Source organism: Bradyrhizobium sp. Ce-3 (genome assembly GCF_022835695.1).
In the GTDB taxonomy this organism is placed as follows: Bacteria; Pseudomonadota; Alphaproteobacteria; order Rhizobiales; family Xanthobacteraceae; genus Bradyrhizobium.
Genome location: NZ_BQUV01000002.1, coordinates 802271 through 825728, shown reverse-complemented (window position 1 = coordinate 825728; position 23458 = coordinate 802271). Strand labels below are relative to the sequence as shown.

The 23458-nt window shown below is 64.6% G+C and carries 17 protein-coding genes; 11 read left to right on the top strand and 6 right to left on the bottom strand.

The window, feature by feature from the left end; genetic code table 11:
• Position 1: 1 nt before the first annotated feature.
• Positions 2 to 2254: a TOMM precursor leader peptide-binding protein gene (locus tag BRSPCE3_RS10305; RefSeq protein ID WP_244065670.1), complete on the bottom strand. Its 2253-nt coding sequence runs from the start codon at positions 2252 to 2254 to the stop codon at positions 2 to 4.
• An 850-nt stretch (positions 2255 to 3104) separates the two neighbouring features.
• On the opposite strand from BRSPCE3_RS10305, the gene BRSPCE3_RS10300 reads away from it, so the two are divergent.
• Complete coding sequence (locus BRSPCE3_RS10300) at positions 3105 to 3995, top strand: VOC family protein (protein ID WP_244065669.1); 891 nt, start codon at positions 3105 to 3107, stop codon at positions 3993 to 3995.
• A gap of 9 nt (positions 3996 to 4004) precedes the next feature.
• On the opposite strand, the gene BRSPCE3_RS10295 is transcribed toward BRSPCE3_RS10300, so the two are convergent.
• Complete coding sequence (locus BRSPCE3_RS10295; RefSeq protein WP_244065668.1) at positions 4005 to 5168, bottom strand: OpgC domain-containing protein; 1164 nt, start codon at positions 5166 to 5168, stop codon at positions 4005 to 4007.
• Positions 5169 to 5407: 239 nt separating this feature from the next.
• Here BRSPCE3_RS10295 and BRSPCE3_RS10290 point away from each other — a divergent pair, with 239 nt between their 5' ends.
• On the top strand, positions 5408 to 5713 hold the full coding sequence (locus tag BRSPCE3_RS10290) for an ETC complex I subunit (RefSeq protein ID WP_244065667.1): 306 nt from the start codon (positions 5408 to 5410) through the stop codon (positions 5711 to 5713).
• Positions 5714 to 5728: 15 nt separating this feature from the next.
• Here BRSPCE3_RS10290 and BRSPCE3_RS10285 read toward each other — a convergent pair whose 3' ends face one another.
• Together BRSPCE3_RS10285 and BRSPCE3_RS10280 are read right to left on the bottom strand one after the other, a co-directional pair.
• Positions 5729 to 6226, bottom strand: coding sequence for an Lrp/AsnC family transcriptional regulator (locus tag BRSPCE3_RS10285; protein WP_244065666.1), 498 nt, complete (start codon positions 6224 to 6226; stop codon positions 5729 to 5731).
• Positions 6227 to 6228: 2 nt separating this feature from the next.
• Positions 6229 to 6882 carry a TetR/AcrR family transcriptional regulator gene (locus BRSPCE3_RS10280; protein WP_244065665.1) on the bottom strand — a complete coding sequence of 218 codons (654 nt, stop codon included), beginning with the start codon at positions 6880 to 6882 and terminating at the stop codon, positions 6229 to 6231.
• Positions 6883 to 7074: 192 nt separating this feature from the next.
• Here BRSPCE3_RS10280 and BRSPCE3_RS10275 point away from each other — a divergent pair, with 192 nt between their 5' ends.
• From BRSPCE3_RS10275 to BRSPCE3_RS10245, 7 genes are all read left to right on the top strand, one after another.
• Positions 7075 to 8247 (top strand): isovaleryl-CoA dehydrogenase, encoded by a 1173-nt coding sequence (locus tag BRSPCE3_RS10275; RefSeq protein WP_244065664.1) that lies wholly within the window; start codon positions 7075 to 7077, stop codon positions 8245 to 8247.
• An 85-nt stretch (positions 8248 to 8332) separates the two neighbouring features.
• Positions 8333 to 9937: a carboxyl transferase domain-containing protein gene (locus tag BRSPCE3_RS10270; protein WP_244065663.1), complete on the top strand. Its 1605-nt coding sequence runs from the start codon at positions 8333 to 8335 to the stop codon at positions 9935 to 9937.
• A gap of 14 nt (positions 9938 to 9951) precedes the next feature.
• Positions 9952 to 11961 carry an acetyl/propionyl/methylcrotonyl-CoA carboxylase subunit alpha gene (locus BRSPCE3_RS10265; RefSeq protein ID WP_244065662.1) on the top strand — a complete coding sequence of 670 codons (2010 nt, stop codon included), beginning with the start codon at positions 9952 to 9954 and terminating at the stop codon, positions 11959 to 11961.
• Positions 11958 to 12884 (top strand): hydroxymethylglutaryl-CoA lyase, encoded by a 927-nt coding sequence (locus tag BRSPCE3_RS10260; RefSeq protein WP_244065661.1) that lies wholly within the window; start codon positions 11958 to 11960, stop codon positions 12882 to 12884. The genes BRSPCE3_RS10265 and BRSPCE3_RS10260 overlap by 4 nt, the downstream gene beginning before the upstream one ends.
• 149 nt (positions 12885 to 13033) lie before the next feature.
• Entirely contained in the window at positions 13034 to 14659 is a 1626-nt protein-coding gene (locus tag BRSPCE3_RS10255; RefSeq protein WP_244065660.1) for a sensor domain-containing diguanylate cyclase, read from the top strand.
• 475 nt (positions 14660 to 15134) lie between these two features.
• A complete protein-coding gene (ilvD, locus tag BRSPCE3_RS10250; protein WP_244065845.1) occupies positions 15135 to 16859 on the top strand; it encodes a dihydroxy-acid dehydratase in 1725 nt (574 codons plus the stop codon).
• Positions 16846 to 17682 carry a tetratricopeptide repeat protein gene (locus BRSPCE3_RS10245; RefSeq protein ID WP_244065659.1) on the top strand — a complete coding sequence of 279 codons (837 nt, stop codon included), beginning with the start codon at positions 16846 to 16848 and terminating at the stop codon, positions 17680 to 17682. Before ilvD ends, BRSPCE3_RS10245 begins: the two co-directional genes overlap by 14 nt.
• A 38-nt stretch (positions 17683 to 17720) precedes the next feature.
• On the opposite strand, the gene xth is transcribed toward BRSPCE3_RS10245, so the two are convergent.
• Both xth and BRSPCE3_RS10235 read right to left on the bottom strand, forming a co-directional pair.
• A complete protein-coding gene (gene xth, locus BRSPCE3_RS10240; RefSeq protein WP_244065658.1) occupies positions 17721 to 18518 on the bottom strand; it encodes an exodeoxyribonuclease III in 798 nt (265 codons plus the stop codon).
• A gap of 42 nt (positions 18519 to 18560) precedes the next feature.
• On the bottom strand, positions 18561 to 18986 hold the full coding sequence (locus BRSPCE3_RS10235; protein ID WP_244065657.1) for a GNAT family N-acetyltransferase: 426 nt from the start codon (positions 18984 to 18986) through the stop codon (positions 18561 to 18563).
• A 163-nt stretch (positions 18987 to 19149) separates the two neighbouring features.
• Between BRSPCE3_RS10235 and BRSPCE3_RS10230 the strand changes: the two genes are divergently transcribed.
• Both BRSPCE3_RS10230 and BRSPCE3_RS10225 read left to right on the top strand, forming a co-directional pair.
• Positions 19150 to 20283, top strand: a complete 1134-nt coding sequence (locus BRSPCE3_RS10230) for an efflux RND transporter periplasmic adaptor subunit (RefSeq protein WP_244065656.1) — start codon at positions 19150 to 19152, stop codon at positions 20281 to 20283.
• Between the two features lie 3 nt (positions 20284 to 20286).
• Positions 20287 to 23412: an efflux RND transporter permease subunit gene (locus BRSPCE3_RS10225; protein ID WP_244065655.1), complete on the top strand. Its 3126-nt coding sequence runs from the start codon at positions 20287 to 20289 to the stop codon at positions 23410 to 23412.
• Positions 23413 to 23458 lie beyond the last annotated feature (46 nt).

Below are 23458 nucleotides of genomic sequence, written 5' to 3'. Positions count from 1 at the left end.
CTCAAGTGTGCGGGAGAAATGGCGTCAACTCGCTTTCCAGCGATGGCCGATCGCGCAATCCGAGCTTGACCGGCACATCGTAGAGCCGTCCCGGCGCGAAGCGGCGATAGAAATGGCGCATCCCGGGAACGATGACCCGGACCACCGGAACCTCGACGTCCGGTCGCGTCTGGTCGAGAACCAGGAAGTCGAGACCCGCGCGGGCCGCGATATCAACGCAGGCATCCACCTGTGCACGGGTGTTGTCGAGCGGCACGTCTGTCGCGGCGGCCGGCGGGATGACGGGATTGGCGCTTGGAATCAGGAACGGATATTCGTCGAGCCGCAGCGGATTGACGCCATCGAGGCTCGGCTTCTCGCCGCTGCCGCCGCCCATCAGACCGATGGAGAGGAATTGATTCAACTCGGTCAACGACCGCAGCAGCGCGATACGCGGATCGAAGTGCGCGCCCGAGCCAAACTCGATGTTTTCCTGACCGTTCTGCATCCAGTGCACGATCGCGACATAGGTCGGGACGCCGAGATCGCTGGTGATATCGAGCACCCAGAGCCGCCGGCCCGTTTCCTCGAGCTGGGTCTTCAGATCGCGGATGTAGGAATCGTCGAACTGGTTCAGATCGACCGCAGCGCGTTGCGACCGGTTGTACCACCAGATTGCATAGGCGTCGCGCTCCATCAATTCGAGGAAGCCTTGTACGATGGCTTCCTCGCGGGTGTTGCCGGCAGCGCAGCCGTTGGAATCGGCGGCGAAGGCGGCCGGACCTTCGTAGAAGAAATACAGCAGGCTGGTCGGAATCTGCCTGAACCGCTTGTCGCGCAACGACCAGACCGGCGACCATTCGATTTTTGCGGACGGATCGAACGGCTCGGGGGCGGGCTGGGTGTGATGTGAGTCGTCGGGATTCGGCACGGCGCTGCCGCGGTACTGCTCGTCGCTGAAGAGCAGGATGTCGTTGGGACGGATTGCGTCGCCGGGGGGGAAGTCGGAGAAGCGCTTTCGGGCGCGGATCTCATCACCCTGGAAAATCCCCGAATATCGCTCGATTGCTTCCATCAGCGCGCTGGCCTCGCCTTGCTCGGCCGTGCTGCCCTTGCCGAAGCTGCCGCCGCTCAGCCCGGCGCGAAGCTGATCGACGTTCTGCGCCGGCGCGGAGAAGTTATGTTGGGCATAGAAATTGGTGTTCATCGGCAGATCGACTTCGATCCGCTCCAGCCGCGTCACCACGCCGGTGAGGGGGCTGACATGCTTTTTGAACCGCGCCACCGTGGTGCGGGACGAGACGGTGCGATATCCGCCACTGGTCATCACCAGCTTGGCGCCGGGCCCCAATTCGACCGGCTGTGGTGACCGCCGCGGGTTTTGCAGTTTCTTGTTGCCGCAGGTTGGGCATTGCGGGCGGGCTGCCACGTAGTGCCTTGCAATGGTCGAGCCCAGCAGGTCGAGACTGACAATGTGATTGCGCAGATCGGTACGGAAGCCGCTCGCGACCGCCTTGGCGACTTCAACCGCGGCAAAGTGGATGGCGCTCTGTCCAACCGTGTGCTGGGCGAGTGGAGAAACCGCGACCGCACGCGCTCCGCCGCGATCCAGGAAGCCCTTGACCTCGCGGTTGCGGATCATCCGGTCGTACAGGCAGGTCCAGCACGCGGTCTCGCCCGGGCTGAACATGGGGCCGACCAGGGGAAATACCCCGGAGGGCTGCACCAGCAACCAGGCTGATCCGTCGGACACGCGCTGCAGGTTGCGTTCGGCGAGCCGCCGATCGAGATAGTCGTTCACCAACGTAACCGTAAGGTCGGGCGATGTCTTGACGACGCGGACGCCCAGTTCCTGCAGTGCCTTGCTCAATTCGGCCGCGCCCTTGACGTCGATCGTCTCAAGTCGAACGCGGCAGTTGTGAAGGTTTTGTTCGGCGATCGCGTCGGGAAGGCCCAGGCTCGCCCAAAGCCCCGCTGCGGCGGTCCGGGGACCTGGCGGCTTTGCGATCACATAGCGGCGGTCGAGCAGCCGCTTGATGGCTTCACTGATCTTGTCGGATGGAAACTTTCGCCCGAGCGTGTCCGTGAGCTTGGCGACGCTGCATCCATTTGCACCGATGGCCGACGCCAGCGCGCAATACAGCTCGCCGTGGAGAAAGAACTTTCGATCTTCGGAATAGAGGCAGACAACATCCGGAGGCAGCACGTAGGCCGTGAAATTCGGTGCGAACTGCAGAACGTCGTTGTTGGCGCGCTGGGTGGATTTGCCTGGCAAGGAATCGGTCCTGTGCAGCTTGTGGGGCGATCATTGAAGCGGGCGAGGCGCCGGCCTCGACCCCTCCGCGCCGTTGCCCGAAGCGAGCCGTGCAACGATACGGACACAATACAAAATTGGCCGGGTCGACGTGTGTCGGACCCGGCCATGACGATCGATGTGTGTCAACGCGATTTCGACTAGCAGATGCGGCAGGCGCCCCACGACAGGCAGCAGCCGCCACCGCAACCCGCGCAGCCGCCGCAGCGGCAGGCACGACAGCCACGGCAACCGCGACAGCCACGGCAACCTCGGCAGCCGCCGCATCCGCGCCACGCCAGCTGGACGCCGGCTCCGGCGTCTTCCTTGTCGAACAGGTGGAAGGTCGCCAGGCTGACGTCGGCGATTTCTTCTTCGCCGAGTGTGATGGCTTGCGTCGGTCCGTACTTCTGTATCTGCGGCGCGTCTGCTCCCGGAACGGCGGATGCGGACGCTCCCCCCACCAGCGTGAAAGTCAATCCAGCTGCGCCCAAAGCGGGCACCGCAGCCTTGGTCACACGCTTGCTGGTCACACGCTTGCTCTTGGGGGCTTGCTTCACTCGCGGCATGCTCGCATCCTCCATTCTTGACGTGTTGTCGATTGCAACTCTCGCGCAGTTGTACAATTCGTCGCAGCTGCGTGCAAGACGCACTGCGCGCACACTCTCGCGAGGCGCTAGCGTGCATCAAGTGTTGTCGTTCATCTTCGTTCCTAGGTTCATCTTGATGAACGCGATTATTGACCAGCCCCGTCACTCGGGCACGATCGTTGACGATGCGGGAATTTGCATGCTGCACTGCGGTTGTCCCGACGCCGAAGCGAGGGATCGGCATGGCTGATGATGGTGCGAGCTTCGCTTGGTATGAGCTGCTGACCACGGACGTAGAAGGCGCCGGTGCCTTTTACGGCAGCGTCCTCGGCTGGGAGACGAAGGATGCGTCTACATCCGGGATTTCTTACAAATTGTTCATGTCGGGCGAGCTTGCCCGAAGCGGTCTGATGGAGTTGCCGGACGAGGGCATTCGCCAGGGCGCAACCCCGCGATGGATTGGTTATGTCGGTGTTGACGACATCGATCTTGCCGTCCGCCGAATGCTGGAACGTGGTGGCGCCGTCTACGTGCCGCCGACCGGCACCAATATCGGCCGTATCTCGATTGTCGCCGACCCGCAGCGGGCGACGTTCGGATTGCTGAGCGGATCAAGGATCGCTCGGCCCGCGGTCGAAGCCCCCGATGCCCTTGGGCGGGTCGGCTGGCATGAACTGCTGGCCGCCGATTGGCGGAAGGCCTTTGGTTTCTACAACGAGGTTTTTGGCTGGCGACAGGCCGACAGCGACGTCGCCGGCGTCGAGACCTACCAGCTGTTCTCTGCTGGTGGGCAGACCATCGGTGGAGTCTTCAACAAGCGTCCGCTCGAACCGATCGCGTTCTGGCTCTACTATTTCAACGTCGACGACGTCGACGCAGCCATCGTGCGGGTCAGGGCCGGTGGCGGACGGGTCTATGAGGGTCCGCTGGAGTTGCCCAACGGCAGTTGGATCGTCCGCTGCCTTGACCCGCAGGGCGCCACGTTTGCCTTGGAGGGAGCGCGCAGCGCCGATAGCGTCGCGAAGGCGCCGGCGGCCGAGTATCGCTGGACCACCACCTGGGATGGGATCACTTCACAGGGCAGGTGGCGAGGCGGCCAGCCGGGTGGCAAAGGGCGGCGGCCGGGCAAATGACGCGCTTGGTCACCCGGCCTGCGCCGGTGCCGCGGGTTTCGGCGCCGGCGGCTTGATCGGCTTGTCCTGCCGCTTCGACCACGAGATGTAATAGGCCACGATCGTCATGATCGCGATGCCGGAGATGCTGACGAAGATCTGCGCGAACAGCGAGCCCGAACTCATCGAGAGCTCGAAATGTCCGACAAAGGACAGGAACACGCCGACGCAGAACACCGCGAGCGACTGCTGGCCACAAACGATCAGGGGATCGAACACCTTCCATTCCAGCGCCGCCCAGTCCTTCGGGATGAAGCGGATCACCAGCACCGTGATCACCACGAAGTGCAGGAAGCGGTAGGGCGCGAGGTTGGTCTTGTCGTTCGGGTTGAACGCCGAATACAGCCAGTCCGGAAACTGCGCGCCGAACTCCGGGAAGCGTCCGGCCATGGTCATGATCAGCGCGAAGATCATATAGGCGATGCAGAACCACAGCGTGTAGGGCGAGTTGATGATGTGCATGTTTTGACGTGCACCTCCCATCGCGCACCATGAGCCGAACACGAACAGCACCTGCCAGGCGAACGGGTTGAAGTACCAGGTCCCGGCCGGATAGGCCGGCAGATTCCAGCCCATGTGGCGCGACACCAGCCACAGCGCGAGCGAGGCCAGCATGGTCCAGTTCGGCCGCCGCAGCATGAACCACAGCACCGGCGGGAACAGGCCCATCAGCACGATGTAGAGCGGCAACACGTCGAGATTGACCGGCTTGAATTTCAGGAACAGGCCTTGGCGCAGCGTCTCGGTGGCGTTGTCGACGAGGCCGGCGACGTTGAACTCGTTGATGATCTCGGAATCGCCGAAGCGCAGTGCCAGATAACTGATCGAGGCGATGTAGATCACGAACAGGATGATGTGGGCGACATAGAGCTGCCAGACCCGCTTGGTCAGCCTGGTGGCGCCGACGATGAAGCCGCGCTCCAGCATCATGCGGGCATAGACGAACGATGCGGTGTAGCCCGAGATGAAAACGAACAGGTCCGCGGCATCGCTGAAGCCATAGTTCCGCGTCGTGATCCAGTTCACGATGTTGTCGGGGATGTGATCGAGATAGATCGCCCAGTTCGCGATCCCGCGGAACAGATCGAGCCGGAGGTCACGGCCTTTTTCGGGCAGGTGAGCGTGAATTTCCATGGGGCCCCGCTTCCTCGATGTGATGCTGTCGAGAAGGCCGCGCCGCGGGCCCGGGGACCCGAACGGAGGCTCCCGAGGCCAGATTGTCACAGCGCGGTAGAATGACTATACCGGTCCGGCGAAGGCTCCCTCCGAGATCGAGGAATCACCGATCAGTTCCTAGAACGGTGTCTCTATACTATCCCGGTGGCTTCCTTCAAATCGCTTCCATATCGCACATCCCACGGGGCCGACCATCCATGACCGCACGCATTTTTAAGCCCGCCAAAAACGCGATGCAATCGGGACGTGCCAAGACCAAAGAGTGGCAACTGGATTACGAGCCGGAGCAGCCGCGCACCGTGGAGCCCCTGATGGGCTGGACCTCTTCATCGGACATGAAGCAGCAGCTGACGCTGCATTTCGAGACCAAGGAGGAGGCGACAGCCTATTGCGAGCGCAAGGGCATCGCCTACCAGGTGATCGAGCCCAAGGATTCGGCGCACCGCCAGATCGCCTATGCCGACAATTTCGCGTTCCGCCGCTGGGAGCCGTGGACCCACTAGGACCAAGGCCGGCGATCAGCTCGCCGAGCTCTCCGCGGCCAGCGCGCCCGGGATCGGCAGCGGCGCATCCTTGGACACGCCGAGCACCGGAAAGCTTCTAATTTTACGCACGTTGGGCAGGCCGGCGAATTGCAGCAGCTGCTGGCGCATGTCGTCGACGCTGGGTGCAACGCATCGGAGCATGAAGTCGGCATCGCCCGAGATCCGCCAGCATTGCAGGAAGCACGGCACGGCCGCCACCGCGGCCTCGAACGCCTCGATCGCCGTCAGCGTCTGGCTGTCCAGCTGGATCAGGACAAAGGTCATCACCTCATAGCCGAGCATGCGCTCGTCGAGCGTGGCGCGGACCGCCTGGATCACGCCGCGGCTGCGCAAGGCGCGGACCCGGCGCAGGCAGGGCGGGGCGGTGATGCCGACCCGTTCCGCGAGCTCGTTGATCCTGATCCGGCCGTCCCGCTGCAACTCGGAGAGGATCCGCAGATCGATGTCATCGAACTGTTGGCGCTCTGTCACGGTCACGAACCCGCCAGCGCGGTCCGCGGGCTGTGAGCGGCGTTGCGGACGTCGCCGAACGCGGCCTGCGGCGCGACGCCCGACAGCACCAGCTTCTCATGCGCTGATATGATCGCGTCCCGGGTCAGGCGGCCGCCGGGGCGGTACCAGGTGCAGAGCCCGGTCAGCAGCGCCAGGATCGCGAAGGTCGCGACCTGGATGTCGCCGACCTCGAACACGCCGTCCGACACCCCGTCGGTGAGGATCTGCGCCAGCCGCTGCTCATAGGCGCCGCGCAACGCCACCACGACGCCATAGTTCTTGGCATCGAGGCTGCGCAGCTCGGAATTGGCGATGAAGACCTCGCGCTTGCGGGTCATGTGATAGGTGACGTGGAAGGCCACGAAGGCGCGCAGCTTCTCGACCGGATCGGCCTTGCCCTCGAGCGCAAGATCAAGCTCGCGCAGCAAATCGTTGATATGCTCCTGCACCAGATCGAACAGCAGGTCCTGCTTGGTTGAGATATGGTTGTAGAGCGAGCCGGCCTGGATGCCGACCTCGGCGGCGAGCTGGCGCAGGCTCATGGCCTCGTAGCCGTGCTCGAAGATCAGGCGCACGCCGGCCTTGCGGATCGCCTCCAGCGTCGTGGGGCCATGTGAGCCGATCGTGCGTGCCATCGGGGCCTCGGAGGGTGTTGGCTTGTCAGGGAGATCAAGGAAACAAGCAAACGACCGTATCTATATCGCATGAAATCCCAACAGATTCAACGAACTGCGGATTTCATGCAGCAACCATAGCACGGTTGCTTGCGAAGCCAAGAAAAAAACGTATGATCGTTTAATTGCAAGATGAATCTCACGGGAGGGATCATGGCCTCGAACCAGGCGGCAATCTTCAATTTCGACCTTGGCGAGACCGCGGACGCGATCCGCCAGACGGTGCATGATTTCTCGACCAACGAGATCGCGCCGCGCGCCGCCGAGATCGACCGCAGCAACCAGTTTCCGCGCGACCTCTGGCCGAGGATCGGCGCGCTCGGGCTGCACGGCATCACCGTCGAGGAAGAGTATGGCGGCTCGGGCCTCGGCTATCTCGAGCATTGTATCGCGGTCGAGGAGATCTCGCGCGCGTCCGCCGCGGTCGGCCTGTCCTACGGTGCGCATTCGAACCTCTGCGTCAACCAGATCCGTCGCAACGGCAACGAGGCGCAGAAGCGCAAATATCTTCCGAAGCTGATTTCCGGTGAGCATGTCGGCTCACTCGCGATGTCGGAGCCATCAGCGGGTTCCGACGTGGTCTCGATGAAGACCCGCGCCGAGAAGAAGGGCGACCGCTTCGTCCTCAACGGCAACAAGATGTGGATCACCAACGGCCCGGTCGCCGATACGCTGGTGGTCTATGCCAAGACCGATCCGAACGCTGGTCCGCGCGGCATCACCGCCTTCATCATCGAAAAGGGCATGAAGGGTTTCTCCACCGCGCAGAAGCTCGACAAGCTCGGCATGCGCGGCTCCGACACCTGCGAGCTGGTGTTCGAGGATTGCGAGGTGCCGGAGGAGAACGTGCTCTCCGAAGTCGGTCGCGGCGTCAACGTGTTGATGAGTGGTCTCGACTATGAGCGCGCGGTGCTGGCGGCAGGGCCGATCGGCATCATGCAGGCCTGCATGGACGTCGTGCTGCCCTACGTCCACGAGCGCAAGCAGTTCGGCGAGCCGATCGGCTCGTTCCAGCTGGTGCAGGGCAAGGTCGCCGACATGTACACCACGATGAACGCCTCGCGCGCCTATGTGTATGCGGTGGCGAAGGCCTGCGACCGTGGCGAAACCACGCGCGAGGACGCCGCCGGCGCGATCCTCTATGCCGCCGAGAAGGCCACCCAATGCGCGCTGGATGCGATCCAGCTCTTGGGCGGCAACGGCTACATCAACGACTATCCGACCGGCCGGCTGCTGCGCGACGCAAAACTCTACGAGATCGGCGCCGGCACCAGCGAGATCCGCCGCATGCTGATCGGCCGCGAGCTGTTCGCCAAGACGGCCTGAGCTGCGCACGGGCCGTCGCGACCCGGCGCGGCGGCCTGCCTTCCAAGAACTCCTGTCGGCTCCTCCAACGAAACGTGCAACACCGATGCCGCTTCATTCGACGATCGATCCCACATCCTCTGAATTCGCCCGCAACGCCGATGTGATGCGCGGCCTGGTCGCGGAGCTCCGCGACAAGCTCAAGCAGGTGGCCGGCGGCGGCGGCGAAACCTCGCGCAAGCGGCACACCTCGCGCGGCAAGATGCTGGCGCGCGATCGCGTCGACCTCCTTGTCGATCCGGGTACGGCCTTCCTCGAACTGTCGCCGCTCGCCGCCAACGGGCTGTACGGCGGCGACGTGCATTCGGCCAGCGTCATCACCGGCGTCGGGCGCATCTCGGGGCGCGAATGCATCATCGTCGCCAACGACGCCACCATCAAGGGCGGCACCTACTACCCGCTGACGGTAAAGAAGCATCTGCGCGCCCAGGACATCGCGCGGCAGAACAATCTGCCCTGCGTCTATATGGTGGATTCCGGCGGCGCCTTCCTGCCGCTGCAGGACGAGATCTTTCCCGACGAGCGGCATTTCGGCCGCATCTTCTACAATCAGGCCCAGATGTCGTCGCAGGGCATTCCGCAGATCGCGATCGTGATGGGCTCCTGCACGGCGGGCGGCGCCTACGTGCCTGCGATGTCGGACGAGAGCATCATCGTGCGCAACCAGGGCACGATCTTCCTCGGCGGCCCGCCGCTGGTGAAGGCTGCGACCGGCGAGGTCGTCACTGCCGAAGAGCTCGGCGGCGCCGATGTGCATTCGCGGCAGTCGGGCGTGACCGATCATTACGCACAGAACGACGCCCATGCGATCGGGATCGCGCGCCGCATCGTCGGCACGCTGAAGCGGCCGGCCAAGGCACCGCTCAACATGCGTTCCGTCCAGGAGCCGCTGTTTCCGGCCGAGGAGATCTACGGCGTGGTTTCCGCCGACGGCAGAAAGCCGTTCGACGTGCACGACATCATCGCGCGGATCGTCGACGGCTCCGAATTCGACGAGTTCAAGAAGCTCTACGGCACCACGCTGATCTGCGGCTTTGCCCATATCTGGGGCCATCCGGTCGGTATCATCGCCAACAACGGCATCCTGTTCAGCGAAAGCTCGCTGAAGGGCGCGCATTTCATCGAGCTGTGCTGCCAGCGCGGCATTCCCCTGGTGTTCCTGCAGAACATCACCGGCTTCATGGTCGGCAAGAAATACGAAGCGGGCGGCATCGCGCGCGACGGCGCCAAGCTGGTGACCGCGGTTGCCACCGCCGGCGTGCCGAAATTCACCGTGGTGATCGGTGGCTCCTACGGCGCCGGCAATTACGGCATGTGCGGCCGCGCCTACAGCCCGCGCTTCCTCTGGCTGTGGCCGAACGCCCGCATCTCGGTGATGGGCGGCGAGCAGGCCTCGATGGTTCTCAGCCAGGTGCGGCGCGACGGCATCGAGGCCAAGGGCGAGAGCTGGTCGGCGGAAGAGGAAGACAAATTCCGCGAGCCGATCCGCGCGCAATACGAGAAGCAGGGCAATCCCTACTACGCCACTGCGCGGCTGTGGGACGATGGCGTGATCGATCCCGCCGACACCCGCCTGGTGCTCGGGCTCGGCCTGTCGGCCGCCGCCAACGCGCCGATCGAGCCGACGAAATTCGGCCTGTTCAGGATGTGACCCGGGATCTGATCATGGACCGCTCAAAACTCTATCGGCGTTTTCGCACGCTTCTGATCGCCAACCGCGGCGAGATCGCCTGCCGCGTGATCCGCTCGGCGCGTGCCATGGGGCTGCGCACCGTCGCGGTCTATTCCGAAGCCGACCGCGACGCGATGCATGTCGCGCTTGCCGACGAGGCCGTGCTGCTCGGGCCGGCGCGGGCGCGCGACAGCTATCTCAACATCGAACGGGTGATCGCGGCTGCCAGGGAGACCGGCGCCGAAGCCGTGCATCCCGGCTACGGCTTCCTGTCCGAGAATGCCGAGTTCGCGCAGGCCTGCCTCGATGCCGGACTGGTGTTCGTCGGCCCGACCGCGGCGATGATGACCGCGATGGGCTCGAAGTCCGGCTCAAAGGCGCTGATGGAGAAGGCCGGTGTGCCGCTGGTGCCCGGCTATCACGGCGAGGCGCAGGACGAGGCGATCCTGGCGGAAGCCGCCAACCGGATCGGCTTCCCGGTGCTGGTCAAGGCATCCGCCGGCGGCGGTGGCCGCGGCATGCGCGTGGTCAATTCGGCAGCAGAGCTTGCGGCCGCGATCACCAGCGCCAAGCGCGAGGCCAAGGCGGCATTCGGCGACGACCGCATGCTGATCGAGAAATACGTGCAGAACCCGCGCCATATCGAGGTGCAGATCATCGGCGACAGCCACGGCAATCTGCTCTCGCTGTGGGAGCGCGAATGCACGCTGCAACGCCGGCACCAGAAGGTGATCGAGGAGGCGCCGTCGCCGACGCTGAACGCCGCGCAGCGCGACACTGTCTGCGAGGCGGCGCGAAAAGCCGCCGGCGCGGTCAGCTATGTCGGCGCCGGCACCATCGAGTTCGTCTCGGACGGCAAGGACGTGTTCTTCATCGAGATGAATACGCGCCTGCAGGTCGAGCACCCCGTCACCGAGCTGATCACCGGGGTCGATCTGGTCGAGTGGCAGCTGCGCGTCGCGTTCGGCGAGGCGCTGCCGCTGAAGCAGGACGAGATCAAGCTCAATGGCCACGCCATCGAGGCCCGTGTCTACGCCGAAAATCCGCAGAAGAACTTCATGCCCTCGGTCGGCCGCATCAAGACCTGGCGCACGCCGCCGGACGGCGACGGGCTGCGCATCGATGCCGGCTATCGCAGTGGCGACAACGTCTCGCCGTACTATGACGCGATGCTTGCCAAGGTGATCGCCTGGGCGCCGACCCGCGAGGGCGCGATCGACAAGCTCGACCGTGGACTGCAGGAGACCGATGTTCGCGGCATCGTCACCAACATCCCGTTCCTGTCTGCGCTGGTGACGCATCCGGCGACCCGCGCCAATGCGATCGATACCGGCTTCATCGAGCGCGAGCTGAAGAACCTGACATCAGGCACCGGCGCCGCCGGCGAGTTCGAGCTGTGCGCGGCGGTGGCGGCGATCGTCAATGACGAGCAGAAGGCGGCGCGGCGCGAAGCCAACTCGCCCTGGCAGGCGTTCGGCTGGATGCCGGTCGGCCGCCGCCAGCGGGTGTTCTCGTTCCGGCAGGGCCATGAGCCGGCCCACACCATCACGCTGCACTATGGCAACGGACCGTCGACGCTCTCGGTCGGCGGGCGCGAGCTTGTCTTTGCCATCTCGTCAGCCGGCGAAGATGGCTTCGACCTCACGCTCAACGGCATCAAGTCGCGCGTCGCCTCGGTCATCGAGGGCCACGAGCTTTACTTGCGCACCCGCAACGGCCGCTTCGATCTGCACTGGGTCGACCCGTTCGGCGGCGAGAGCGAGGAGCAGGTCGGCGAGGACAAGATCGTGGCGCCCTTGCCCGGGACCGTGGTCGCGCTGCTGGCCGAGGAGGGCGCGACGCTTGAGAAGGGCGCGCCGATCCTGACGCTCGAAGTGATGAAGATGGAGCAGACCCTGCGCGCGCCCTATGCCGGCGTCCTGAAGAAGCTCAAATGCAAGGTCGGCGACATCGTCGGGGAGGGTGTCGAGCTTGCCGAAGTCGAGGCTGCGGCCGCGTCATGACCGATCAGATCCACATCGTCGAGATGGGGCCGCGCGACGGCCTGCAGAACGAGAAGACGCCGGTCAGCGTCGAGGCGCGCATCGCCTTCGTCGAGGCGCTGGTGGCGGCCGGGCTTGGCACCGTCGAGGTCGGCGCCTTCGTGTCGCCGAAGGCGATCCCGCAGATGGCGAGCTCCGATCAGGTGCTGCGCGGCGTCAGCCGGATCAAGGACAAGGTCAAGGGCGCCGAATTCCACGTGCTGGTGCCGAACGAGAAGGGCTACGATGCCGCGCGCGCGGCCGGTGCCGAGGTGGTGTCGGTATTCGCGGCGGCCTCCGAAGGCTTTTCGCGCGCCAACATCAATTGCTCGGTCGCGGAATCGATCGAGCGCTTCAGGCCGGTGCTGGCGAGGGCCAAGGCCGATGGCGTCAAGGTGCGCGGCTATATCTCCTGCGTGCTGGGTTGTCCGTTCGACGGCGAGATCAAGCCGAAGGCGGTCGCCGACCTCGCGGTAACGCTGTGGGATCTCGGCTGCTACGAGATATCGCTCGGCGACACCATCGGTGTCGGCACGCCGCTCAAGGCCAAGGAGATGCTGCGCGCGGTTGGCGCCGAGCTTCCGGTCGCCAACCTCGCGATGCATTTCCACGACACCTACGGCCAGGCGCTCGCCAACCTCTATGCCGGCATGGAGCAGGGCGTCCGCGTCATCGATGCCGCCGCCGGCGGCCTCGGCGGCTGCCCTTATGCGCCTGGCGCCACCGGCAATGTGGCGACGGAAGACGTCGTCTACATGCTGGAAGGCATGGGCGTGAAAACCGGCGTCGACATGGACAAGCTGCTGGCGGCAACGAACGAGATGGCCGGCTTGCTCGGCCGTCCGCCAGTGAGCCGCGTCGCATCGGCGCTCAACGCGAAACGGAAGCGCCTCGGCGCGTCGTAGTCGTCCACCGGACGGGTTCCCAAACCGGAACCGTTTGCGGTGCACACAGCTTTCGACAACCGGGTTAATGCCCCGGAAACCGTTCATGGCTTGGTGACTCAAAAGTGCTGAGCTGAGCAGGCTCGCAATTGCTCCAGGTGGGTCTTGCCATGTCCGGACAGGTGTCAGCTTCCCGCGGCCGAACGTTTTTGGCCGGAAAGATCGTCTTCAACTTCGGCCGGTCGGCCTTCGACTGCACGGTCCGGCAGCTCAGCGACACCGGCGCGACCGTGGAGCTCGAAAGTGTCGTCGGCATTCCCGATCACGTTCAACTGTTGATCGTCGGCACCCAACAGGTGAGGGCGTGCAAGCGCTTGTGGCAATCGGACCGCCAGCTCGGCCTGGTTTTTGATGAGCAGCAGGTGAGCGCGGCGCCGCCTGCACCTGCCACTTCTGCGACGTCCGCACCGGCGGCCATGCCGGAGCGGCGCAGCGGTGATATTCTGCGCGGACACATGCTGGCGCTGCGCGCGGCGCTCGATCAGATTCCGGTTGGCATCCTGCTCCTCGACGGAGAACTAAAAGCCCTGTTCATCAACCGCGCATTTCGGAACATGTGGCAGCTTCCGGACGCGGTGGCCGATCGCAACCCGACCTTCACCGATCTGATGCATCACGGCTGCAAGATCACGGCCTATGAGCTGCCGGCTGAGCAGCTCCAAGCCTACGTTGCCGAACGCGTCCGCCTCGTGAGCCTCGGCGACGCAAATCCGATCGATCTCAGGCGCAGCAATGGTGACGTGGTTCGGTGCCAATGCACGCCGCTGCCCGACGGCGGCCGGATGGTGAGCTACACGCCCGTCACCGACATCGTGCGCGCATCGGACAAGCTGAAGGTGCTGACCGGCGCGCTCGAGAACGTGGAGGACGGCGTCGTTCTGCTCGACCGCGATCTCAATGCGATTTTCCTCAACCGGAGAATGCGGGATTTCTGGCAGGTGAGCGAGGAGGAGGTTGCGCGACATCCGCCCTACGTCACGCTGCTCACGCGCAATCGCCGGGCGGTGCCGTCGGGCGCTACGCCGGAGCAGATCAGGGCCTTTCCCGCGAAGCGGATTGCCGAAATCAAAGCAGGCGATCACAAGCGCGACGTGCAGACGCCGGACGGCCGCCATATCAGGATCCATTGCTCGACGATGGCGAACGGCGGCCGCATGCTGACCTTCGTCGACGTGACCGATCTGGTCGGTAACGCACGACAGCTCGAGGTGCTCGCGACCACCGATCCGCTCACGGGGCTGTTCAACCGCAGGCACTTCCTGACGACGCTGGATGCAGAGTGGAGCCGGTTCCAGCGTTACTATCGCTCGGTATCCGTCCTGATGGTCGATATCGATCACTTCAAGAGCATCAATGACCGCTTCGGTCATGCGGTCGGTGACGAAGCCATCAGGGCCGTCGCCGGGATTTGCATGAGGGGCAAGCGCAAGTCCGACGTTGTCGGCCGGGTCGGCGGCGAGGAGTTCGCGGTTCTGCTGCCGGAAACGACGATGTCGCGCGCCCGGATCGTCGCCGAGCGCATTCGCAAGCGGGCGGAAGGGTTGGCATTGGGGGTGGATGATCGTTCGGTGTCGCTGACCGTGAGTATCGGCGTCGCCGAGGCCCTCACCAGCATGCCCGGGATCGATGCCCTGATGAAGGCGGCCGATGCCGCGCTCTATCAGGCCAAGGAGCGCGGCCGGAATCGCGTCGAGTGCTGGGCGCTTCCGGTGCCACCGAAATTGGCGGCTGAGTAGATTGCGGAATGATGTGCTTCGTCATTCCGCGACAACGCTTCGCCCGCCCCGGAATATTCGGGCGCCGTTCCGGCCATCGCCGCGACAACGGGTAGAGAGATCGGCACGGGCTTTCCCTGCGCCCTCTGTCTGCGGAGCGGGGCGGTGACAACCGGCAACTCAGACGAGTTTCGTGACCGGGTAGCAACTCTACGGCTACGCAGTCAGGCTCGCGTCAGGTTCCCATAAGGACTGATAATACATGGTTGCCCGACGGCCACGATTGTTGCGCTATCGCAACACGACTTGAACATTTAACCCTAAAGGCAACCAGTCCGTAGTCGCGCCGCTTTTTAGCCACACCCTGACATGAAAGGATATTCACCTAGCTGAATAACCAGCGCTCCGACGACGGGACATTTTTTCGGGTTCCGGCGTTGATGGAGGAAAGAGCGCAGGAAACAAGCGTCGGAACAGGGTCGCGATGGACGCCAAGGTGGACGGCAAGACGAACATCAAGGGCAGGTTGCCGAGCCGTCACGTGACGGAGGGGCCCGAACGCGCGCCGCACCGTTCCTATCTCTACGCGATGGGGCTGACGACAGGCCAGATTCATCAACCCTTTGTCGGCGTTGCTTCATGTTGGAATGAAGCCGCGCCCTGCAACATTTCGCTGATGCGCCAGGCCCAGGCGGTGAAGAAGGGCGTAGCGTCCGCAGGCGGCACCCCGCGCGAGTTCTGCACCATCACCGTCACCGACGGCATCGCCATGGGCCATGACGGCATGCGCTCGTCGCTGCCGTCGCGCGAATGCATCGCCGATTCGGTCGAGCTGACCGTCCGCGGCCACTCCTATGATGCTCTGGTCGGGCTCGCCGGCTGCGACAAATCGTTGCCGGGCATGATGATGGCGATGGTCCGTCTCAACGTGCCCTCGATCTTCATCTATGGCGGCTCGATCCTGCCCGGCAACTTCCGCGGCCAGCCGGTCACCGTCCAGGACATGTTCGAGGCGGTCGGCAAGCACTCGGTCGGCGCCATGTCGGACGAGGACCTCGACGAGATCGAGCGGGTGGCGTGCCCCTCGGCCGGCGCCTGCGGTGCCCAGTTCACCGCCAACACCATGGCGACCGTCTCCGAGGCGATCGGGCTGGCGCTGCCGTATTCGGCCGGGGCACCGGCGCCCTACGAGATCCGGGACTCCTTCTGCGCCGCCGCCGGCGAGAAGGTGATGGAGCTGATCGAGAAAAACATCCGGCCCCGTGACATCGTCACCCGGGAAGCCCTTGAAAATGCTGCGGCCGTGGTTGCAGCCTCAGGTGGTTCGACCAATGCTGCGCTGCACCTGCCGGCGATCGCCCATGAGTGCGGCATTAAATTCAATTTGTTCGACGTCGCCGAAATCTTCAAAAAGACTCCTTACGTCGCGGATTTGAAGCCGGGCGGCCGTTATGTTGCCAAAGACATGTTTGAAGTAGGTGGCATTCCGCTGCTGATGAAGACGCTGCTCGACAATGGCCACCTGCACGGGAATTGCCTGACCGTCACTGGCCGAACGATCGCCGAAAACCTCAAAAGCGTGAAATGGAATCCGCACCAGGATGTGGTGCGGCCCGCCGACAATCCGATCACCGTGACAGGTGGCGTTGTCGGGCTGAAGGGTAATCTCGCTCCGGAGGGTGCGATCGTGAAGGTCGCGGGAATGTCCAACCTGAAGTTCACCGGTCCGGCCCGGTGCTTCGACCGCGAGGAAGACGCCTTCGAGGCGGTGCAGAAGCGCACCTACAAGGAAGGCGAAGTGATTGTGATCCGCTACGAGGGGCCGAAGGGCGGTCCCGGCATGCGGGAGATGCTGGCGACCACGGCGGCGCTGACCGGGCAGGGGATGGGCGGCAAGATTGCCCTGATCACCGATGGCCGGTTCTCCGGCGCCACCCGTGGCTTTTGCATCGGACATATTGGACCTGAAGCGGCCGTCGGCGGGCCGATCGGGTTGTTGCAAGACGGCGACATCATCGAGATCGATGCGGTCGCCGGCACCATTAACGTAAATTTGAGCGACGCCGAACTCGCAAATCGTAAGACCAAATGGGCCCCTCGCGCGACGAACCATACATCTGGTGCGCTGTGGAAGTACGCCGAGCAAGTGGGGCCGGCGGTGGATGGCGCAGTCACCCATCCGGGTGGCGCGCACGAGAAACAGTGTTATGCGGACGTTTAGGCGTACGATTTTTGCGTTTGCGTTAGGGGCCATTCCGGTGGCGGGCCCTGGATTCGGATTCGACGGCGCCCCGGTCAGCCCGCAGGATACCGTGCTTCCGGTGGTTTCGCCGCAGCCGGGAACGGCAGCCGCGCTGAAGCGGGCCGCAACGCCGGTCGCGCCGACCGCGTCCTCGCCGACCTCCTCCTTCAGCACGCTGCAGTACCAGGCCGAGGGCGGTCACCCCGTGGCGCAGTGGAAGCTCGGCAAGATGTACGCCGAGGGCGACGGCGTCATCCAGGACGACATGCGCGCCTTCGAGTATTTCAGCCGGATCGCCAACGCGCATGCCGAGGACTCGCCGTCGGCACCGCAGGCCTCGATCGTGGCCAATGCCTTCGTGGCGCTCGGCCGCTATTATCTGAGCGGCATTCCCAATTCCAAGGTGAAGGCCGACACCGAGCGGGCGCGGGAGATGTTCTCCTATGCCGCATCTTATTTCGGCAATGCCGACGCCCAGTACGATCTGGCCCGGCTCTACCTGAAGACGCCGGACGCCTCGCGGGACGATTTCCGCTATGGCGCGCGCTGGCTCGGCCTTGCCGCCCAGAAGGGCCAGCATCAGGCGCAGGCGCTGCTTGGTCAGATGCTGTTCAACGGCGACCGGCTGCCGCCGCAGCGGGCTCGTGGCTTGATGTGGCTGACCCTGGCGCGCGACAGCGCGACGCCGGAAGAGGCCTGGATCAAGGAAAGCTACAACCGGGCGATCGCCAAGGCCTCCGAAGACGATCGCGCGATGGCGCTGCAGATGCTCGAGCACTGGGTGCAGGGTCGTCGCGATTAAGAGGCCGCCGGGACTGATATCCGGGCGGCCTGCGGGGCTCAGGCGGTCTCGAAATCGAGATCGGCCCAGACCGGGACATGGTCGGACGGCTTCTCCCAGGCGCGGACATAGCTATCGATCCCGACATCGATCAGCCGGTCGCTTGCCTGCGGCGACATCAAGAGATGGTCGATCCGCAGGCCCCAGTTCTTCTGCCAGGCGCCGGCCTGGTAATCCCAGAAGGTGTACTGGCCGGGCTCGTCGTTGACCGCCCGCAGCGCGTCGGTCAGGCCAAGGCCGAGCAGTGACTGGAAGGCTTCGCGGGTCTGCGGCCGGAACAGCGCGTCATCGACCCATGCAGCCGGATTGTAGACGTCGCGGGCGGCCGGAATGACGTTGAAGTCGCCGGCCAGGATCAGCGGCTCCTCGGCCTTAAGCCGTTCTCGTGTGTACTCAAGAAGCCGCGACATCCATTTGAGCTTGTAGGGATATTTATCGGTGTTCGCGGGATTGCCGTTGGGCAGATAGAGGCAGGCGACCCGCACCACGCCTTGTTTCAGCGTGACGACGCCTTCGAGGAAGCGGGCATGGGCGTCCTCGTCGTCGCCGGCGAGGCCCGATTTGGTCTCATCGAACGGCAGCTTGGACAGCAGCGCGACGCCGTTGAAGGTCTTCTGGCCGTGGGTGACGACATTATATCCGAGGGCCTCGACCTCGAGCCGCGGGAACGCGTCGTCGACGCATTTGATCTCCTGCAGGCAGACGATGTCGGGGGAACACTCCTTCAGCCAGCTGACCAGAAGCTCGATCCGTTGCCGGACCGAATTGACGTTCCAGGTAGCGATGCGAACTGCCATCGGACTTCCTTCATTGATGGGACACGCGACCAAGCGCCCCGCTTAGACCAAGCGCTTCCGCATCTCGATGTGTGGGATGCCGGCCTCCTCGAATTCCGCGCCGGCGCGCTCGAAGCCGACGCGCGCATAGAACGGTTCCGCGTGCGTCTGCGCGTTGAGGATCAGTTCCGGATAGCCGAGTTCGGCCGCCTTGGCCATCAGCGCGTCCAGCACGCGGGCGCCCATACCGGTGCCGCGCGCCGCTTTGAGCACGGCCATGCGGCCGATATGGCCGTCGGGCAGCAGCCGGCCTGTCGCCACCGCCATGCCGTCCTCGGCAAACGCCAGTGCATGCCAGCTCGACGCGTCCATGTCGTCCCATTCCAGTTCGACCGGCACGCGCTGCTCCTCGACGAACACGCTGTAGCGGATGGCATGGGAGCGCTGGCAGGCCTCTTCCCAGGTGCAGACAAGAACGGAGCTGGACATAAGGTCGCGATTCGGGGGAGCCGCACGATTTTACTTAGGTGGCATACCATGGGCGATCCGCCTGTGCTAACGCTCTCCGGAAACAAGGCGTAACAATTGCCGACGGGGGAGTGACGACGCGTCCCGGCCATCAAGGGTGGCCTGTGGCGCACGTGCAAAGCTTATGAAAAAACGCAATTTGGTTCTGACTGTCGCTGTCCTCGGCATTGCGGCCGGGGCGGCTTACATGACCCGCTCGTCGTGGATGGGCGGCGGTTCCGCCACGGCGCAAGGGACGGCGCGGCCGCGCGTGGTCTCGGTGGATCTCGCCAAGGCCGAACGCAAATCGGTGCCGGTCGATGTCGACGCGATCGGGCAGGTCACGCCGATCTCCAGCGTGGCGCTGAAATCGCGGCTGGAGACCACCATCGTCTCGGTGCATTTCGAGGACGGCGCCAGGGTCAATGAGGGCGACCTGCTGTTCATGCTCGATGCCCGCCAGATCGACGCGCAGATCGAGCAGGCCGAGGGCGTGCTGGCCCGCGACCAGGCCCAGCTCGAGGGCGCGCAACGCGACCTTCGCCGCTACACCGAGCTGGTCGGCAAGGGCGCGACCACCCAGGTCAATCTCGACAACGCCAAGACCCAGTCCGACGTGCTGATCGGCACCATCAAGGCCGACCAGTTCGCGCTGGAAAATCTCCGGGTTCAGAAGAGCTTCACCGTGATCCGTGCGCCGTTTGCGGGCCGGATCAGCGCCGCCAACGTCAAGGTCGGGAACTTCGTCCGTCCCGCCGACACCCAGCCGCTCGCGGTCATCAATCAGATGGCGCCGGTCTACGTCACCTTCGCGATTCCGCAGCGGGCGCTGGTCGATCTGCGCGACGCCATGGCGAAGGGCGACTCCAAGGTGATCGCGACCATTCCCGGCCACCAGCGCTCCGAGAGCGGCAAGGTCGCGATGGTCGAGAACGCGGTCGATGCGACCACCGGCATGGTGACCGTGCGCGGCATCATGAACAATGCCAGCGAGACGCTGTGGCCCGGCACCATCGTGCAGACCAAGCTGATCATCCGCAGCGAGGACGCCGTCGTGGTGCCCACGGTCGCCGTCCAGCGCAGCCAGAACGGCAATTTCGTCTTCGTCGTCGAGGGCGGCGTCGCCAAGGTGCGGCCGGTCAAGGTGGATCGCACCTTTCAGGGCTCATCGGTGATCTCAGACGGTTTGGCGGGCGACGAAAGCGTCGTGGTCGACGGCCAGCTCTTGCTGTCGGAAGGATCGCGGGTCGAGCTGCGGGCGCGCAAGGCCGGAGCCTGACCGATGACGCTGTCCGAGCTCTGCATCCGCCGCCCGGTCATGACGACGCTGATCACGGCGTCGATCATCGCATTCGGCGTGTTCGGCTTCCGCCTGCTGCCGGTCTCGGCGCTGCCCAAGGTCGACTTCCCGACCATCGCTGTTACCGCGACCCTGCCGGGCGCCAGCGCCGACACCATGGCGGCCTCGGTCGCCGGCATCATCGAACGCCAGCTCTCGACCATTGCCGGCATCTCCTCGATGAACTCGAACTCCTCGCAGGGCACGAGCGTCATCACCATCCAGTTCGATCTCAACCGCAACATCGATGCCGCGGCACTCGACGTGCAGACGGCACTGACGATCGCGCAGCGCCGGCTGCCGATCGAGATGACGATCCCGCCGAGCTTCCGGAAAGTGAACCCGGCGGACTTCCCGGTGCTGTTCGTCTCGCTGGGGTCGGCGACGCTGCCGCTCTCGGCGGTCAATGAATATGGCGACATCACGATCGGGCAGGCGCTGTCGCAGCTGCCGGGCGTCGCCCAGGTCCTGATCTACGGTGCGCAGAAATTCGCGATCCGGGTCCAGGCCGATCCGGAGGCTGCTGCCGCCCGCAGCGTCTCGATGGAGGATATCCGTGCCGCGGTGTCGCGCGCCAATTCCTCGACCCCGGTCGGCACGCTGAACGGCCCCAAGCAGGACGTCGCGCTGCAGGCCTCCGGCCAGATGGACAAGGCGGCCGACTACCGCCAGATCTACGTCGCCTGGCGCAACGGCTCGCCGGTCCGGCTCGACGAGATCGCCAAGGTCTATGACAGCGTCGAGAACGACAAGATCGCGACCTGGATGAACGACGAGCGGGCGATCGTGCTCGCGATCCAGAAGCAGCCCGACGCCAACACCGTCGCCGTCGTCGACGCCGTGCTGGCGAAACTGCCGTCGCTGCGCGCCGCGATCCCGCCCTCGGTGACGATGCAGGTCATGATGGACCGCTCGGTCTCGATCCGGCAGGCGGTCAGCGACGTCGAGGAGACCCTGCTGATCGCGATCGCGCTGGTGATCCTCGTGATCTTCCTGTTCCTGCGCTCGGCGTCCGCCACCTTCATTCCGGCGCTCGCGGTGCCGATCTCGCTGTTCGGCACTTGTGCCGTGATGTACGCGCTGGACTACTCGATCAACAACATGACGCTGCTGGCGCTGACGCTGTCGGTCGGCTTCGTGGTCGACGACGCCATCGTCATGCTGGAGAACATCGTCCGCCACATCGAGCACGGCATGAAGCCGTTCGAGGCGGCGTTGAAGGGCGCCCGCGAGATCGGCTTCACCATCATCTCGATCACCTTCTCGCTGATCGCGGTGTTCATCCCGGTGCTCTTGATGGGCGGCATCGTCGGCCGCGTGTTCCGGGAATTCGCGGTCACGATCTCGGTTGCCATCATCGTCTCTGGCTTCGTGTCGCTGACCCTGACGCCGATGCTGTGCGCCCGCGTGCTGCGCGCGCATGATACGACCAAGCGGCCGAACATCGTGCTGCGGGCGTTTGAGGCGATGTTCGAGGCCTGGCTGCGCGCCTACGAATGGGCGCTGGACTGGGTGCTGGCCAAGAAGGCCCTGATGCTGATCGTGACGCTGGCGACGCTCGGCGGCACCATCTACCTCTACATGATCGTGCCGAAGGGCTTCTTCCCGCAGGAGGACACCGGCTTCCTGATCGGCGTGACGGAAGCGGCAACCGACACCTCGTTCGAGGCGATGAAGGTGCGCCAGCAGGCGCTGGTCGAGGTGATCCGAACCGATCCGGCAATCGACTACATCAATTCGACGGTTGGCTCCGGCGGTCCCAATCCGACCACCAATTACGGCCGGCTGTTCATCGCGCTGAAACCGCAGAAGACCCGTGACAGCGCCACCGCCGTGATCGGGCGGCTGCGCCAGAAGGCGCGCGAGATTCCGGGCATGCAGGCGTTCTTCCAGAGCGTCCAGAACCTCAACATCGGCGGCCGCATCTCCAAGAGCCAGTATCAGTATGTGATGCAGAGCGGCGATACCGAGGCGCTGTACCGGCTCGCGCCCGAGATGCGGGACAAGATCGAGAAAATCCCGGGCCTCCTCGACGTAACCACCGATCTCTACATCAAGAACCCGCAGATGACGGTCGACATCGATCGCGAGAAGGCGGCCGTCTACGGCGTCACGGTCGATCAGGTTCGCAACCAGCTCTACAACGCCTACGGTTCGCGGCAGGTCGGCACCATCTACATGCCGTCGAACGACTACCAGATCATCCTGGAGGTGCAGCCGCAATTCCGCGTCGATCCGTCGGATCTGTCAAAGCTCTACATGAAAACCGCGAACGGCCAGACCATCCCGCTCGACGCGGTGGCGAAGCTCGTGCCGACGGTCGGGCCGTTGCAGATCAATCACCAGGGCCAGCAGCCCGCGGTGACGATCTCGTTCAATCTCGCGCCCGGCATTTCGCTCGGCTACGCCGTCGACAAGATCACCGAGCTTGAGCAGAACGCGAACCTGCCGCCGACGATTGCGACCGGCTTCTCTGGCACCGCGCAGGTGTTCCAGGATTCGCTGCGCGGGCAGGGCGTGCTGATCCTCGCCGCCGTGTTCGCGGCCTTCGTCATCCTCGGCATTCTCTACGAGAGCTTCATCCACCCGATCACGATCATCTCCGGCCTGCCGTCGGCCGGCATCGGCGCGATCCTGACCCTGATGCTGTTCGGGATGGAGCTGTCTGTGATCGCGATGATCGGCATCGTGATGCTGGTCGGCATCGTCAAGAAGAACGCGATCATGATGGTCGACTTCGCGCTGGAGCGCCGCCGCGTCGGCCTCAGCGCCGAGCACGCGATCCGCGAGGCGGCGCTGCTGCGCTTCCGCCCGATCATGATGACGACGTTCGCGGCGATCTTCGGCACGCTGCCGATCGCGCTCGGTGCCGGTGCCGGCGCCGAGCTGCGTCAGCCGCTCGGCGTCGCCGTGGTCGGCGGCCTCTGCGTCTCGCAACTGCTGACGCTGTTCGTCACGCCCGTGATCTACATCTATCTCGACCGCATCGACCGCAGGCTGCGGCGCAAGCTCGACCCGCAAGCGGAGACTGGCGAAGTCGAGCGCCCGCAGGTAGCGGCGGCGGAATAACGCAGCGTCGGCGCCGAACCGGTCACCGGTTCACCGCGGAGAGACG